The sequence below is a fragment of the Roseibium sp. genome, assembly GCF_965216085.1.
Taxonomy (GTDB): domain Bacteria; phylum Pseudomonadota; class Alphaproteobacteria; order Rhizobiales; family Stappiaceae; genus Roseibium.
The window spans coordinates 615,756-631,103 of the sequence record NZ_OZ244138.1 but is presented as its reverse complement, the minus strand read 5'-3'; the positions used below and the strand labels follow the sequence as shown (position 1 = coordinate 631,103).

Genomic DNA, 15,348 nt, shown 5'->3' with positions numbered 1-15,348 from the left:
AGCATATTTTTGTAATGTTTGTTACAGGCTTGCCGGCTAATCCAATCTCTGTAATATCTGATACACAGAATAGGGTTCTGTCAAACAGTTTTGACCAACTCGCCAAAAATTAAGGCAACTGCCCATGGACCGACCGCTTCTGGAAGACATACGCGACCGGCTGGATGAATTCACAGCAATGGAAAAAAAGGCCGCACATGCCTTGATGGCCAATTATCCGGTTCAAGGTTTGGGAACCGTTGCAGAGTTCGCCAAAGCCGCCGGTGTCAGCTCGCCGACGATCCTGAGATTCGTCTCAAGGCTCGGCTTTCCAGGTTTTGCAGAATTCCAGAAAAAACTGCGCGGCGAGCTCGAAAGCCAACTGAATTCACCGCTCGCCCGGAGCACAAGTCTGGCGCAGGACACTGCCGGTGATCCGCATGTCGGCCAGCTCATCGACAACATCCGCGAGACATTTGATCATTTGCCGAAGGGAGAGTTGGACGGCCTAATCAAACTCTTGGCTGACGAACGCAAGACCATTCATATAATTGGTGGCCGGTTCACCGACAGCCTTGCCCGATACATCGCCGCACATCTGCGAATTGTCCGGCCAAACGTGCTGCACGTTGCTGGTCAGCATGGCAATTGGCTTGATCAGCTGATTGGTATTGGCCCCAAGGATGTGATCCTGGTCTTCGATATCCGGCGCTATCAGGCCGAAATAATCCAATTTGCCGAGGCGGCTGCGAAACAAGGGGCAACCGTCGCGCTGGTTACCGACAGCTGGATGTCGCCCATCGGCCGGATCGCAGCACATGTGCTGCCTGCCAGAGTGGCCGTGCCCTCACCTTGGGATTCGTCCCTAGCGTTGATGGCAATTGCGGAGGTATTGATCGCCGGAGTGACCCGGGAAAATCAGGACCGGGCCGAAGAACGCATGCGCACGCTGGAATCCTTGCGCAATTCTCACGATCCGACGACCGACAGCCGAACCGACACGCCCGACGTCTAACGGTCCGGATAACTAAGTCATACCTGCACTGAGTTTACCGGCCCAATCCAGGAAGAAGCCCTCGGCCTTGACCAAATTTGCCTGTGCCTCTGCCGACAAACCTTCTTTGATCTCACCAAAATCTTTCCCAGAAATGCCCAGCAGATAAGCCCGCGGCTCAGCGCCATAAAGCGTCTGGCACAGAGCGAGGACAGTTTCGGGCACCAGGCTATGGCTCCCGAGAACCTCTGGAGCGCCGGGCTTGATTTCGCGGAAGGAATAAGGAAAAGAGGCGCCGATTTCCGCATCCGCGAAAACCACAAGATCGTGCTGGGAAACATCGAACGCATGTTCGGCCACGAGCTGGTAGTCGGTATCGATCTCCCAAGACGGCAGGCCTTTTGCCGCCATCGTTTCGGAAAACGCTGGCCCCAGTCCATCGTCTCCGCGCCCAGGATTGCCATATCCAATTAGAAGCATTTTTTTACTATTCAAAGTGACTGCGCTTTGCTGTCGACCAGGGAACCATCGGCGTCAAACAGCTCAACCTGCAAAGGCATCTGGCCAAGAGCGTGTGTGGCGCATGACAGGCATGGATCATAGGCCCGGATTGCAACCTCGACATGGTTCAGCATGCCTTCGGTGATCTGGTCATGTCCGCTCAAGTGTTTCACCGCGACATCTTTCACCGCCCGGTTCATACCCTCGTTGTTGTGCGTCGTAGAAACAATCAGATTGCAGTAGGTCACCTGATCGTTTTCATCGACCTGGTAATGGTGGATGAGATTGCCGCGCGGGGCCTCAATGACACCGATCCCCTCACCGCGCCGCTCACCTTTGACAATCAGATCTTCACCTTGCAGATCCGGATCGTTCAGAAGCTCGCGGATCTTTTCAACACAATGCACGACCTCAATCATCCGCGCCCAGTGGTTGGCAAGTGTGGAATTGTTGGGGTGACCGCTAGTGACCGCTTTGAGTTCCTTATGCGCGGCATCGGCTAGCGGGGTATCGATGAAGCTCGCTGTGTTCATGCGTGCAAGCGGCCCGACCCGGTACCAGCCAGCTTCCGGTCCAAGCTCCTTGATGAACGGAAACTTCATGTAGGACCAGGAGCGCACATCCTCAATCAACCGCTCATGATACTGGCTGTAAGGCAACTGATCGAAGATCACATCGCCGCTCGAACTCAAAGCCCGCAGGTTGCCGTGATAAAGATCAAGCGCCCCGTCGTTTTCACGAACCAGCGACATGTAGTTCGATGGAAAAGACCCAAACTCAGCGACAAGGTCCTCGTGCTCCAGGGTGTAATTCTTGGCGAGTTTCACGGCATCGAGCGCCCACTCAAGCATGTCATCAATGCTGCTGAGGAAGTGATCCCGCTGAGTGATGGTCAGATTGCGGTTGATGCCGCCCGGGACGGCACCGGTGCCATGGATCTTCTTGCCTGCCGTTGCTTCAATGATCTCCTGACCGTATTTGCGCATAAGCACGGCACGTTTGCCCAATTCCGGCTGTTCTTTGATCACCTCAAAAATATTGCGTTTTTCGGCCGGTGCGCCAAAGCCGAACAAAAGGTCAGGCGCGGCCAGATGGAAGAAATGCAGCACATGGCTCTGCATCACCTGACCGTAGTGCATCAGTCGGCGCATTTTTTCGGCAGTTGGTGTCAGTTGATCGACCCCGGCAATCATGTCCATCGCCTTTGCCGCAGCCAGATGGTGGCTGACTGGACAGATACCGCAAAGCCGCTGTACGATCACTGGCACTTCCCACATCAACCGGCCGCGAATAAACCGTTCAAAACCCCTGAATTCAACGATATGCAGCCGGGCTTCATCGACCTCATTGTCCCCATTCAAGTGAATGGTGACCTTGCCGTGCCCCTCGACGCGGGTGACCGGCGAGATTTCAATCAATCTGGGTTCGCCCATATCTTCGCCTCTCGTCAGTCGAATTTAATCATGTCGCGTTCAAAGCCCCGGAATTTTCCGGTGAGCAGCTTTGCCAGCGTATCGAATATGATGTCTCCTCCCGGCGCGCAGCCCGGGATCTGATAGTCGATCTTCACCACTTGATTGCACGGATAGACCTCATCCAGCAGCAACGGCAAAGCCGGGTCATTCGGGACATTGTGGGTTTTGTTGCGGATGTACCGGCCGGTGATATAGGCCTCGTCCAGACATTCCAGCAAAGGCGCATCAGAATGCATGATGGCGTTGCGCATAGCTGGCAGCCCACCCATGATCGCACATTGCCCAAGCGCGATCAGCACATCGCAATTGCGCCGGAAATCCTGCAGCACATGCACGTTTTCTTCATTGCAACATCCACCTTCGATGATGCCGATGTCACAGCGCTGGGTGAACCGTTTTTTATCGGTCAACGGCGAGCGGTCAACGGCGACCAGTTTCATGAGTTCAATCAGCCGTTCATCGATGTCGAGGATCGCCATATGGCAGCCAAAACAACCGGCGAGAGAGGCCGTCGCAATCCGGGCCTTGGGAAGCTCTGTTTGAGGAGCAACACTCATTTGCGTTTCTCCTCAATGTCATGACCGATGAGCCCCTTATCGAATTCCCGTTCGCCGATCGGCGTTACGAAGCCGACCCGTTTGCGGATGATACAGCCGACCGGACAGACCTCCTTGGAAATTGCATGGTCTGTCACCTCCGCATCTGTGTCCGCCAGGTTCGCACCATTAACCGCGACGCGCCGGTGAATGCCACGGCCGACATAGCCAAAGATGCCCTTGCCATCGACATCCTGAGACGCCCGGATGCAGCGTCCGCAGCTGATGCAGCGGTTGGTATCCAGCGCGATATCCGGATGCGAAGCATCCAATGCCCGGCAGGGTTCCAGATAGGGGAACTTGGTCGCCTCTGTCATGTCGAGCCGGTAGGCCATCGCCTGCAGCTCACAGTTCCCGCTCGCTTCGCAGATCGGGCACAGATGATTGCCCTCGTGAAACAGCATCTCCACCAGATCCCGGCGCATTTTGTTGAGATGCGGCGTCTCGTTTTCAACCGCCTGTCCTGGGGCAGCAGGCTGGGTGCAAGCCGACACGCTGCGCCCCCCGGCCTTCACCGTGCACACCCGGCAACTGCCTTGGTGGCGAAGGCCCTCGTGATCGCACAGACGCGGGATATAAACGCCTGCTTCATCAGCGGCTTCCATGATGGTTTGACCGGCATAAGCGGTCACTTCGACCCCATCGATGGTAAAACTGAAGCCGGTTTCCTTCTTCGTGCCACTCATTGTGTGAAGTCCTTGTCGAAGATGTACGAGCGGCGTTTGGCGATTTTGCGCGCGCCATCAATGGCCGACTGAATGTCGAAGGTGTCCCGGATGCCATCCTTGCTGGGTTTGGTCATCGCCGAATAGACTAGCGGGAAGTTCTGCAAGGTCGACAGAACCGGGTTAGGCGACGTCATGCCGAGGCCGCAGCGGCTGGTTTCGATGATCGTGCCGGACAGATCCTTGAGGTAATCAATGTCCTCCGGATTGGCTTGCCCTTTTCGGAATTTCTGGATCGCCTTTTGCAGGAAGACATTTCCGACCCGGCAAGGTGTGCAATAGCCGCAGCTCTCATGCACAAAAAATGACATGTAGTAGTCGACAATCTCCAGGATATTGCGCTGGCCGTTGAAGACGATGATTGCACCGCCGGTTGCCAGATCATCGAAGGTAAGGTTGCGGTGAAAACTATCGCGGGCAATCATCGTACCGCTTGGACCGCCCACCTGAACCGCGGCAGCATCCTGACCGCCAACCATTTCCAGAAGCTCCCAGACCGAATGGCCATAGGGCAGTTCATAGATGCCGGGATTGAGGCAATCGCCGCACACCGAGAAAAGCTTGGTGCCATGGCTGCCTTCTGTCCCCATGTCGTGGAACCACTTGGCACCCTTGTCCAAAATGCGGGCCGCATGACAGAAGGTCTCAACATTGTTGACCACCGTCGGATAGCCGAGATAGCCCCTGTTGACGGGGAACGGCGGGCGGGTTTTCGGTTCGCCCGGCAGGCCTTCGCAAGAGCTGATCAACGCGCCTTCTTCACCGCAGATGTAGGCCCCTGCCCCCATCTGGATGCGGATATCAAAATCGAACCGCCTGGTTCCAAGGATTTCCCTGCCGAGCAGCCCGCGTCTTCGGCGCTCTTCCAGAACCTGTTCTAGGTGCTCGCGCAGGTAAACATATTCGCCGCGGAGATACAGGATCCCTTCACGTGCCCCGACCGCCCGTGCGGCAATGGTCATGCCTTCGAACAGAAGATGCGGCCGCTCAGTCAATAGAACCCGGTCTTTAAATGTCCCGGGTTCGCCTTCATCCGCATTGCAAATGACAAACGATTTCTCAGATCGTTCTGCCGCGGCGAAACGCCATTTCCTGCCTGTCGTAAATCCGGCTCCACCACAGCCGCGTAGGCCGCTCTCTTCCACCGCCGAGATGATTTGAGCGGCGGTGATGCTGGCCGCCTTGGAAAGCCCCGCCTCCTCCGGCACTGGGCCAAGCAGGACCTCACCAGCATGGCGAACGTTGTTGTCAACCATCCGCGTTGCCCGTTCATGATGAGAGAGGCTGGAAAACCGCTCGCTAATCAAGTGTTCGGGAATTTGCCCAGCTTTCAGTGCTTCGGCGGCGGATCGCGCGCTCTCCGGCGTCAGGCTGGTCAGGACAACATCGTTGATCATGGCAGCCGGCGCCTGATCACACATGCCGATGCAGGGCGTATGTTCGAGGGAAAAAGCGCCGTCGCCGGACGTCTGTCCAACTTGGATCCCGAGAACCTCCTCAAAGGCTTTGGTTACGTCCTCCAGCCCGCAATAGCGGTCGACAATGTCATCACAGAGCCGAATGGTAATCCGGCCTTTCGGAGCGAGGGACAAAAAGGAATAGAAACTCGCAACGCCCTCAACCTCGATCCTTGTCAGACCGGTGTGGGAAGCGATCCGGTCCATTGTTGTGGGCGCGATGCACCGGTAACGGTCTTGCACTTCGCGCAAGATATCCAGCATCCGATGTTTGTCACTGCCATATTTTTCGCAGATTTCTTGAATGGCACCTTCAGGAACCGGTGTAGTTCCGCAAGCTGGTGCAGCCACACCGTTGCCATTGTGCTCACCGTTATCCATGGCGGCCTCCTGGCATTTTACTAGCCGGCGAAACAAATTTATCTAAATCGATTAGACAGAAAGAGCTTCCAAGCATGAGAAACCGCCGCGTCACGTATCAATTTGCTGGTGGCTCTACGGTCCCAGAGTTCCGAGAAAACGTCTTTGAGCAAGATCAACCTTTCGAACTGAAGACCACTCAAACTTTCGAGGGCAGTCCTGATGCGTCGGACTGCAACGCATACGGAGAAACAAAAAACCCGGACATTGCTGCCCGGGTTTCATTGATCAACTTATGAGATGATCACATCTTGCAGTCAGCCGCATAAGCATCTGAGTGATCGCTCAAGCCAGTGGCGATGATCTTGTTGGTGAAGACATCGCCTTCCTTGATCACTTCGCGGACATAGATGTCCTGGATCGGATGATGATTATCACCAAACTTGAAATCGCCCCGCGTGGAGGCAAAATCGGCTTCTTTCAGCGCGGCGCGGAAGGCATCGGCATCTTTCACGTCAGCCTTTCCCATCGCAGACAACAGAAGATTGGCCGTATCAAATCCTTGGGACGCATAAAGCGACGGCAGGCGGCCGTACTCAGCCTGGAAGCTTTCGACAAAGGCCTTGTTGGCCGGGTTATCGATGTCTTTGGACCACTGACTGGTGTTCTTCACGCCCATTGCCGCATCACCAACAGCCTGCAAGATCCCCTGATCAAAGGAGAAGGCCGGGCCAACAACGGGAAGATCAATGCCGCTACCGGCAAGCTGCTTGAGAAACGAAATTCCCATACCGCCAGGCAGGAAGAAGAAGATGCTGTCAGCACCGGAAGACCGGATTTGCGCCAGCTCAGCTGCATAATCTGTCTGGCCGAGTTTGGTGTAGAGTTCACCCGCGAGATCGCCGCCGTAAAAGCGCTTATAGCCTGTCAGAGCGTCTTTGCCTGCCGGATAATTCGGCGCCAGGATGAAACTGTTTTTGTATCCCTGATCCTTGGCATAAGCCCCGGCAGCCTCATGAAGGTTGTCGTTCTGCCAAGCCACATTGAAGTAATTCGGATGGCACCCCTTGCCCGCAAGAGCCGACGGGCCTGCGTTCGGGGACAGATAGAATTTGCCCTGAGCTGTCACCGACGGCACCACTGCCATGGCAAGGTTGGACCAGATGATGCCGGTCAGGACGTCAACGTTTTCAGATTGAACCAGCTTGTCAGCCAACTGGACTGCGATGTCCGGCTTGCGCTGGTCATCTTCGATGATCACTTCGATGTTTTCATTGCCGGACTGTTTGACCGCCAGATTGAAGCCATCGCGCACATCAATACCGAGCCCGGCACCGCCGCCAGACAATGTCGTGATCATGCCGACCTTAACCGGGTCTGCCACGGCTGCTCCGGTCAGCATCGCCAAAACGCTTGCTGTTGCCGCAAGTCTCTTCAACATATGAAATTCCCCTCTTCAAGAACCAATACGGGCCTTTTTATGCTGGCCCTTGGACCGCAGCTTACCCAGAGGAGCAGAAGAGGGAAACTTGATTTTTGGTCCGGCTGGTCAGATTTCTTTCGACAGTCGAAGAATACGTTAGAGTTCCGTGCGCACGTGCCAGAGTTCGGGGAAGAGCTCCACTTCCAGCATCCGCTTCAGATAGGCCACCCCACCAGTTCCACCGGTCCCACGCTTGAAACCGATCACCCGTTCCACCGTGGTGACATGGTTGAACCGCCAGCGCCGGAAGTAATCCTCCAGATCGACCAGCTTCTCGCCAACTTCATAGAGCGCCCAGTGTTTGCCTGGATCTTGATAGACCTTCTGCCAAAGCGCCATGATTTCCGGCACTTCCGTGTGTGGGCGGTCCGCCGGTGTGGCAGTTACCGCTTCCGGCACATCCAATCCCTGCCTGCGGGCAAACTCCAATACCACCTGATAAATACTCGGTTTGGCCAGCTCTTCTTTCAACAAATCCAAGCTCTCCGGCACATGCTCATGCGGGCGGATCATCGCTGTGTTGCGGTTGCCCAGCGCATATTCGATCAAGCGGTATTGCAGGGATTGGAAACCGGACGACAGGCCTAAGGAATCGCGAAACTGGGTGTAATCGCTCGGCGTCATAGTTCGCAGAACATCCCAGGCCGAGTTCAGTTGCTCCATGATCCGGCTGACCCGCGCCAGCAATTTCATGGCTTCCGGCATATGGTCTTCGGAAATCGCGGTTCGCGCCCCTTCCAATTCATGCAGCATCAGCTTCATCCAGAGTTCGGATGTTTGGTGCTGGATGATAAACAGCAATTCATCTGGTGCGTCCGACAGCGGCGCTTGCGAACTCAAGATCCTTTCAAGACCCAGGTAGTCGCCGTAAGACATCTTGCCGGAAAACGCCATTTCCGCGCCTTCGGCTTCCGGATTGTAGGCTCCTGACTGGGTATCACTCTTTTTGCTCATGTTTTCTCCCGCCCAAATCTGCCTGAAACGTTTCAGCTCTGAAGGAGAGACGCAAGACCAATCGGCTCGGTCGGACGAAATTCCACCTAAAACCGTATTGAAGACGGTTCAAAACGGGACCTGTCATCCAGCATTGAAAGCCAGAGTGTCAGTTTCCTGCAGCATTCAGAATGGCTTGGGCTGAAAAATCATAACCGGTATGTCCTGTTATGACTTTGCTAAACTGGGTGAAGTCGATTTTCGACCAGTCGCCGTCGCCCAATTTTTCTAGGTATCTACCGACGTTTTCTTGAGTAATCGCAGACATCTTGAAATTGACCACAGCCGAGCCTGCTTTTCCTGGAGCGATGGCAGAGTTCTGTGAACTGCTGTGATGAAAGTCCTACAACATCACTGCAGCCCAAGCTCCAGCAAAAAAAAGTCCGCCATGAGACATCGCCAACGCGCCGGTGGATACAGCATCCATGCCGGGGCGGGACCAATTCAGTCCAACCAGAGCAATGTCTTTTCCTGGAACTAGTCCAAGTTCTGCCGCCGCTTTCCCAGCTGCTATAGCGATATCATCGTTGGCCGCCCATATGGCGTCCACTGTTGTCCGCGCCAAATAGCTTTTCGCCCTGGCGTACGCGAGTGCGCTATTCCATTCTACCGGGATCGCACTCAACAGTTTGAGATTGTCCTCCTCCGCCAAACTACGAAGCATGCCTTGCTCCCGATCCAAGGCAGCAGGTGTGCTTTCATCTCCTGTCAAAGCCAAAACACGCAGCACGGGCGACGCCGAATGTAACGATCTGGCTGTAGAGATGAGAGACTTGGCCATCTCATAGCCGGCAGTTTCATTGTCTGGAATTATCGATGCAACAAGCTGGTTCTCTATGCCAGGCTCCTGCAGGACAACCTGCATTTGATATGCTGACAACGTGTTGAGCAGGAACAATATTTTAACCGGCTTTTGGCGCAACATCTTCGCAAGGCGTGTGCCTTCTTGGAGTTCGTTCACAAGAACAAAATAGTCTGGCAAATCCCCTCTATCCAATCGCTCTTGTAGAAGTTTCTCCATCGCGTAAGGGCGCCGGTTTGCGTTGAGGATCTCCAGATCAATATCGAGATCCCCGGCTGCCGCTGCCATGGTTTTGGAGACTTCCCCCCAAAAGCTGCCGTCACCGCCTGGATTGATAAACGTAATTTTGAAACCGGACGAGAAAGCAGGCGAACCAAAACCCGCTATTGCGAGGACTAGTACAAATATAAAAAATCGACCTGCAGTCATAAAAGAAAGCGTCTCCTTTCCAGCAGCCACTCCATTTTATGAACACTGCAACCAAAGGAAAAGTAGGTACTTTTTTCAATATCCTTAGACGTGTGGACGAATTGGAGACGCATTTCGTGAGACAAAGGGCGAAAGATGGCGTGGAAAGTCCTGCAGAACGTATCGGTGATACGGTCAAAGGGCAGTCCGCGTCAGATTGCTGCCCTTTGCCTCACCCGAAGGGCCGGGCCTGCAGCGTTCAATCCTCTGCACAAATCCGCCTTGATGATGTACCAGCATCACCTGCGCCAGATCTGCGTGACCTTGAACGCTGCAAATCCCAGCGAAAGACATCTCCAATTCGTCCACACGGCCTAGGCTTCCCATTATGGATCAGCCCCTCCGGATGGGTCTTTTTCTTGAAATTTTCTCTTTGAATTTCGCACCTTGCGCTTATCTGAGTTGGATGTGTTATGTCCTGATCGCCCGGTCATCCTTATCAAAGAAATGCATTCGGCTTTCATCGAATTTCAGACCGATGCGCGCGCCTTCTTCAATGGTTTCGCTGCCGCTGATGCGCACCAAAATGGTGTCCAGACCGTCCAACGCCACATAAAGGAACGTATCCGCCCCAAGATACTCGGCCACTTCAACCGTACCCGTGCAATGCCCCTCTTCTGGTGCAACTACATGCATATGCTCCGGGCGGATTCCGAGCTTGACCGGGGATCGGGCTGCATTGGAATGCGGATAGTGGCCGCCGCCATGGCCATCCAGCGAAAATGCATCGCCTTCGACAGAACACGGTAGAACATTCATTTTCGGCGAACCGATGAACTGGGCGACAAACAGATTGTCCGGCCGTTCATAGAGCTCGCGTGGCGAACCGACCTGCTCGATCTCTCCGGATTGCAGCACAACGATCTTGTCGGCCAAAGTCATGGCTTCGACCTGATCGTGTGTCACATATATCATCGTCGTGCCGAGGCTCTTGTGCAGCCGGGCCACTTCAAAACGCATTTCTACCCGAAGAGCAGCATCAAGGTTCGACAAGGGTTCATCGAACAAAAACGCACTTGGTTCACGCACGATTGCCCGGCCGATGGCCACCCGCTGGCGCTGGCCGCCGGAGAGCGCCTTAGGGCGCCGATCGAGATAATCATTGAGCTTCAGGATCTCAGCCGCACCATTGACCTTTCGATCAATTTCCGCCTTTGGCACGCCGGCGGTCTTCAATCCAAATCCGACGTTTTCACGCACAGACATATGCGGGTACAGCGCATAGGACTGAAACACCATCGACAGGCCACGTCCGGACGGCGGCAAAGCGGTGACATCCTTGCCGTCAATCTCAATTTCGCCGCGGCTGGATTCTTCCAGACCGGAGATCAACCGCAATAAGGTCGATTTCCCGCAGCCGGACGGGCCTACAAAAATCACGAACTCGCCGTCTTGAATATCGAGATCGATCCCCTTGATGACCTGCAAGTCACCAAACCATTTTTCGACGCGTTTGAGCTGGATCGCTCCCATGTCTTTCTCCCCGCCCTCTTAAGCTGCCTGTTCTGCGTGCGATGGCGTTGCCCAAGCAAGCCAGATTGCTGCGGTCCAGGAAAAGGATCCGCCTCCCGCGGCGACTGCGGTTTCCGGACTGAAGTATTCGGCAAAACCGCCTGATTGAATGAGCGCTGCCGTATCGGCGCGCAAGCGCTCGGCGCGGGCGGCGTCCCCAGCTTCCGAAAGGCCTCTGGAAATCATGAAATTGACCATCGCCCAGACAGGCCCCCGCCAATACCGCAGATGCTCAAACTTCGGGTGATCCGGGTCATAGGACGGCATCAGATAGCGAACCTTGGAACCAATCCGGTCGAAGTGATCCTGCACCGCGGGAAGAACATCAGGACCGGCAAGGCCTGCGTAAGGCGCCAGGAAGGACGCGCTCGACACACCATCCGTCAGCTTGCCCGTCCGCAAATCGAGCGCAACATGGGCTTTCAGGTCCGGGTTCCAAAGCCGGGCCGCACCGCTTTCCAAACGGGAAACCCAACCTTCGATCTCTGCCATATGTTGTTTCAAACCCAGCTTACCGGCAAGCGCCAGAAGGTCCCGGCAGGCCCTTAAGAGGATAAAGGTGATGCCGGGATCGGCTACGAAGAACGGGCATGTCCGGGCGACCTTCTCCGGATCCCAGCCAACTTTCCGGCACGCGGCAACGATGGAGAGATACCGGTCATAGTCTTCTTTGTGCGGGCGCATTTCCGGGTCAACGTGCGACGTGTCCTTGCGCACATAAGGCTCAACATCCTTGACCTCGACAGCCCGCAAAGCGTCATCCCAATCCGGCAAGTTATCCCGGCCAGATTCCCAAGGATGAATGACAGCAACCACGCCCAGGCCGTCCGGATCCCGGTACTCCATGTACCAGCGATGCCAATGCAGGATCTTTGGAAAGAGCCCCTTTGCTCTACCTGTTGCGGCATCACTGCCGTCCAGCTCAAGCAGATCACGCACAATGGTCGCGGCCACCGGCGGCTGGGAGTGTCCAGAGCTTGGGATCGGTCCGCCATCGGTTCCCCAGACGGACGGTCCTGGGAAATAGCTTGGATCGTCTTTGCGGAACAGGATGTGCGGCACCATGCCGTCCCGCCATTGGCCTTCGAACAACAGTTCGATTTCCCGCCAGGCGCGATCCGGGTTGAAAGTCGCGAACCCGCGGGCGACAAAAACGGAATCCCAGTTCCACTGGTAAGGATAAAGCCCTTTTGTGGGAACCGTATAACCGCCTTGATCATTGCCGATCAGGATGTCGCGGGCGGTTTGGTCTAGATCGTTCTGTGACACACAAGTCTCCTTGAGCTTCTTGGGAGCTCTTTGATGAAGATGATCAGCCCTTCACGCTGCCGGCCGTTAGGCCCTGGACAAGGAAGCGTTCGAACCAAAGGAATATGAAAAGGACAGGAACCGTCGCGATCACCGCACCGGCCATCAAATGCTGGCGTGGCACCTCGGAGGAATTCAGCGAAACAACGCCGCGTGACAGCGTGAAGATGTCCGGATCGTCCAGGAACATGAAGGCAAACAGGAATTCGTTCCAGGCAATCATGAAGACATAAAGCGATACGGACGCTAACGCTGGAAGCGACAGCGGCAAGGTGATTTTCAAAATGACACCCAGCCGCGACAGGCCGTCCATCAGTCCCGCCTCTTCCAGTTCCGATGGCAGTCCGCGGAAATAGCCCTGTAACATGTAGAGCGCGACGGGAATGGTCGTTGCCGGATAAACGATCAGAAGACCGGTCAGCGTGTTACGCAATCCAAGCTGCGAGAACACTGCATAAAGCGGGATCACCAGAACGATCGCTGGAACCATGTAGATCAGGAGTACGGATCTAGACAGAAACGCTTGGCCCGGAAAACGTAGGCGGGACACCGCATAAGCCCCGGGGACAGAAAACAGCAGCGTCAGGATCACGGTCGCGACGGAGACAAAGGCCGACACCATCAGATAACGGCCAAAATTGAATTTCGTGAACAGCTCCACATAGGAGCGGAACAGACCGTCAAACCCTTGGGAAAGGTCGATGGAAAGGTCTAGCGGATTGGCGAGCAAGGTCTGCTGGCTTTTCAGGGACGTCATCACCATCACATAAAACGGCAGCGCCACGATGATGGTGAACACCACAAAGCCGATGCCCTTGAAGATCCGGATGTAAATGACTTCCCGGTGGTAACGCGACATGGCTCCTAGGCTTGCCCCGTCGAGGCTGACCCTGTTTGCAGCTGTTACACAGCCAACAAAGGCGATCAATCCCGCCATTTGCCAGAGCGGAACGCTTGAGAGCGGCAAGGTGAAGGGGGCTGCAAAGGTGCCCGCCAACAGGACCAGCGTTGTAACCAGCGCCGACAGCGCCCAGGCCGGAAGTCCTACAGCATCCGACCTCTGGCGCCAGACAAAAACCAACGCACCGAGCATCCCGGCCAGCCCAGCGGCAGTGGCTTGCGGGAGGGCAACCTCACCCGTGACCAGCGTTAGCGTCACACCGATGACCACCATGGCGGTCACCCCCCAAATCAGGCCAGTGATGGCCGTAAGAACAATGCTGCCGGGTCTCATAGGCCTTCCTCCTTGGGTGAGAAGTGCAGGAAGAGCGTTGCAAAGGTCACCAGAACCACAAAGACCACCACGGCAACGGCGGCACCCGCGCCTAGGTTGGAGAGTGCAAAACCTTGCTCATAAACATCGACGGTCAGTGTCCGCGTTCCAGCATTGCCGCCCGTCAGCAGGAAGATGTCGTCGAACTTGTTGAACGTCCAAATGAAACGCAGCAGGAACAGCACCGACAGGATGCCCATTAACTGCGGCAACGACAGATACCAGAACTGCTGCAACGGCGTGGCACCATCCATCTCGGCCGCCTCATAGATATCTGTGTTGAGAGACTGCATCCGCGCCAGAATGAACAGGAAAGACAGCGGAAAATACCGCCAAGCCTCAAAGGCAATCACGGTAGAGAGCGCCAACGGAAATTCCATCGGAATGCCAAAGAACGAGAACTCGACAGCGCGTTGGCCGAAGAAATTAACCGGATCTGCAACCACGCCCATCTTGGTCAAAAGCGCATTGAGTGTCCCGGAGAAGGGATCGAACAATACAACCCAGGTAAACGCGACCGCGATCACCGGCGATACATAGGGAAAGAGAAACAGCCCCCGCAGAAAACCCCGGCCTTTGAAAGACGTGTTCAAAAGCTGGGCTGCAAACAGACCGAGCACCAAAGCTCCGGCTGTGCCGAATATCGTATAGTAAAACGTCACCCGGAGAACCGACCAGAACTCGTGCGCATCAAAGATCCGGCTAAAGTTTTCAAAGGTGAATTCAAAGTTCGTCAGGACGTTATCGGCATCCCCTGACACCTCCGGAACACTTGCCCGTTCCGGCCGGTCGGCGGACAGATAGCTTTCTGACACCGTGCCTTCAAAGCGTAGACGTTCACGCCACTTCGGCGGCACAGTGCCAATATCACATGTGATGGCTAAGCCTTGCACCGTACATGTTTCTGGTACGGTGGTGACATCAAAGCCCACCGGAAGCACGTCACGTAAGACAACGTCGCGGATTTCCTTGTCCTGCGAAGAATTGCGCAGCCGGTATTCAAGAGTTGCCGCATCGCCCGGCGCTGCCGGTTTGCTGCGCATTCGCTCGTTCACAAGGACACTCGGCGGCCTAAGGTCGGCCAATTGCACCGGCTTGAAGCTGATCCAGAAATTGGCCAGTAACGGCCCGGCGACAATCGCCAAAATGATCAGGAAAGTCGGCGCCAGCATCAAATAGGCAAGCCGCATTTCCCGGCGTTGCATCGGCCCAATGCCTTTCGGCGGCCGTGGCTGTGCAATGGTCTGCTCTTGAGCGGTCATTTTTCTGCTTCAAGTTTCGATGCGGACAGGAAAATGGGTGTGTCGGTCACTAGGCTTCGCCGGACAATCCGCCGAACCAATTCGTTTCGCTTCATCCCCGTTTCATCCTGCGGACGCGGAAACGGGCGCCGACGGATAAAGCAAAGAAGTGATTGGCAGG

Annotated in this window: 13 protein-coding genes; 1 reads left to right on the top strand and 12 read right to left on the bottom strand. The window is 55.4% G+C overall.

The annotated features are described in order from the left end of the window. The first annotated feature begins 124 nt into the window (after window positions 1-124). A complete protein-coding gene (locus tag ACOOFE_RS02940; protein WP_141185041.1) occupies window positions 125-994 on the top strand; it encodes a MurR/RpiR family transcriptional regulator in 870 nt (289 codons plus the stop codon). A 12-nt stretch (window positions 995-1,006) separates the two neighbouring features. Here ACOOFE_RS02940 and ACOOFE_RS02935 read toward each other — a convergent pair whose 3' ends face one another. The 12 genes from ACOOFE_RS02935 to ACOOFE_RS02880 all read right to left on the bottom strand — a co-directional run bounded on the left by ACOOFE_RS02935 (window position 1,007) and on the right by ACOOFE_RS02880 (window position 15,188). After that, window positions 1,007-1,453, bottom strand: a complete 447-nt coding sequence (locus tag ACOOFE_RS02935) for a hydrogenase maturation protease (protein ID WP_420413575.1) — start codon at window positions 1,451-1,453, stop codon at window positions 1,007-1,009. 11 nt (window positions 1,454-1,464) lie between these two features. After that, window positions 1,465-2,907: a Ni/Fe hydrogenase subunit alpha gene (locus ACOOFE_RS02930; protein ID WP_420413574.1), complete on the bottom strand. Its 1,443-nt coding sequence runs from the start codon at window positions 2,905-2,907 to the stop codon at window positions 1,465-1,467. Between the two features lie 14 nt (window positions 2,908-2,921). Beyond that, a complete protein-coding gene (locus ACOOFE_RS02925) occupies window positions 2,922-3,506 on the bottom strand; it encodes an NADP oxidoreductase (protein ID WP_420413573.1) in 585 nt (194 codons plus the stop codon). Then, complete coding sequence (locus tag ACOOFE_RS02920) at window positions 3,503-4,231, bottom strand: 2Fe-2S iron-sulfur cluster-binding protein (RefSeq protein ID WP_420413572.1); 729 nt, start codon at window positions 4,229-4,231, stop codon at window positions 3,503-3,505. The genes ACOOFE_RS02925 and ACOOFE_RS02920 overlap by 4 nt, the downstream gene beginning before the upstream one ends. Further along, the gene (locus tag ACOOFE_RS02915; protein ID WP_420413571.1) at window positions 4,228-6,108 is read right to left on the bottom strand and encodes an NAD(P)H-dependent oxidoreductase subunit E; all 1,881 of its coding nucleotides are present in this window, start codon (window positions 6,106-6,108) and stop codon (window positions 4,228-4,230) included. Before ACOOFE_RS02915 ends, ACOOFE_RS02920 begins: the two co-directional genes overlap by 4 nt. A gap of 283 nt (window positions 6,109-6,391) precedes the next feature. Beyond that, window positions 6,392-7,528, bottom strand: coding sequence for an ABC transporter substrate-binding protein (locus ACOOFE_RS02910; RefSeq protein WP_209010975.1), 1,137 nt, complete (start codon window positions 7,526-7,528; stop codon window positions 6,392-6,394). 138 nt (window positions 7,529-7,666) lie between these two features. Then, window positions 7,667-8,524, bottom strand: coding sequence for a tryptophan 2,3-dioxygenase (gene kynA, locus ACOOFE_RS02905; protein WP_420413570.1), 858 nt, complete (start codon window positions 8,522-8,524; stop codon window positions 7,667-7,669). A 382-nt stretch (window positions 8,525-8,906) separates the two neighbouring features. Next, complete coding sequence (locus ACOOFE_RS02900; RefSeq protein ID WP_420413569.1) at window positions 8,907-9,824, bottom strand: ABC transporter substrate-binding protein; 918 nt, start codon at window positions 9,822-9,824, stop codon at window positions 8,907-8,909. A gap of 420 nt (window positions 9,825-10,244) precedes the next feature. Next, window positions 10,245-11,306, bottom strand: a complete 1,062-nt coding sequence (locus ACOOFE_RS02895; protein WP_420413568.1) for an ABC transporter ATP-binding protein — start codon at window positions 11,304-11,306, stop codon at window positions 10,245-10,247. 18 nt (window positions 11,307-11,324) lie between these two features. Beyond that, window positions 11,325-12,614 (bottom strand): MGH1-like glycoside hydrolase domain-containing protein, encoded by a 1,290-nt coding sequence (locus ACOOFE_RS02890; RefSeq protein ID WP_420413567.1) that lies wholly within the window; start codon window positions 12,612-12,614, stop codon window positions 11,325-11,327. Window positions 12,615-12,657: 43 nt separating this feature from the next. Beyond that, a complete protein-coding gene (locus ACOOFE_RS02885; RefSeq protein WP_420413566.1) occupies window positions 12,658-13,887 on the bottom strand; it encodes a carbohydrate ABC transporter permease in 1,230 nt (409 codons plus the stop codon). Next, window positions 13,884-15,188, bottom strand: a complete 1,305-nt coding sequence (locus ACOOFE_RS02880) for a carbohydrate ABC transporter permease (protein WP_420413565.1) — start codon at window positions 15,186-15,188, stop codon at window positions 13,884-13,886. The genes ACOOFE_RS02885 and ACOOFE_RS02880 overlap by 4 nt, the downstream gene beginning before the upstream one ends. Between the last annotated feature and the right edge of the window lie 160 nt (window positions 15,189-15,348).

Coding starts and splice junctions, on each gene's coding strand:
- ACOOFE_RS02910 (WP_209010975.1), bottom strand. CDS start 7,528: ATGTTGAAGAGACTTGCGGCAACAGCAAGCGTTTTGGCGATGCTGACC.
- kynA (WP_420413570.1), bottom strand. CDS start 8,524: ATGAGCAAAAAGAGTGATACCCAGTCAGGAGCCTACAATCCGGAAGCC.
- ACOOFE_RS02920 (WP_420413572.1), bottom strand. CDS start 4,231: ATGAGTGGCACGAAGAAGGAAACCGGCTTCAGTTTTACCATCGATGGG.
- ACOOFE_RS02885 (WP_420413566.1), bottom strand. CDS start 13,887: ATGAGACCCGGCAGCATTGTTCTTACGGCCATCACTGGCCTGATTTGG.
- ACOOFE_RS02940 (WP_141185041.1), top strand. CDS start 125: ATGGACCGACCGCTTCTGGAAGACATACGCGACCGGCTGGATGAATTC.
- ACOOFE_RS02895 (WP_420413568.1), bottom strand. CDS start 11,306: ATGGGAGCGATCCAGCTCAAACGCGTCGAAAAATGGTTTGGTGACTTG.
- ACOOFE_RS02880 (WP_420413565.1), bottom strand. CDS start 15,188: ATGACCGCTCAAGAGCAGACCATTGCACAGCCACGGCCGCCGAAAGGC.
- ACOOFE_RS02925 (WP_420413573.1), bottom strand. CDS start 3,506: ATGAGTGTTGCTCCTCAAACAGAGCTTCCCAAGGCCCGGATTGCGACG.
- ACOOFE_RS02915 (WP_420413571.1), bottom strand. CDS start 6,108: ATGGATAACGGTGAGCACAATGGCAACGGTGTGGCTGCACCAGCTTGC.
- ACOOFE_RS02935 (WP_420413575.1), bottom strand. CDS start 1,453: ATGCTTCTAATTGGATATGGCAATCCTGGGCGCGGAGACGATGGACTG.
- ACOOFE_RS02930 (WP_420413574.1), bottom strand. CDS start 2,907: ATGGGCGAACCCAGATTGATTGAAATCTCGCCGGTCACCCGCGTCGAG.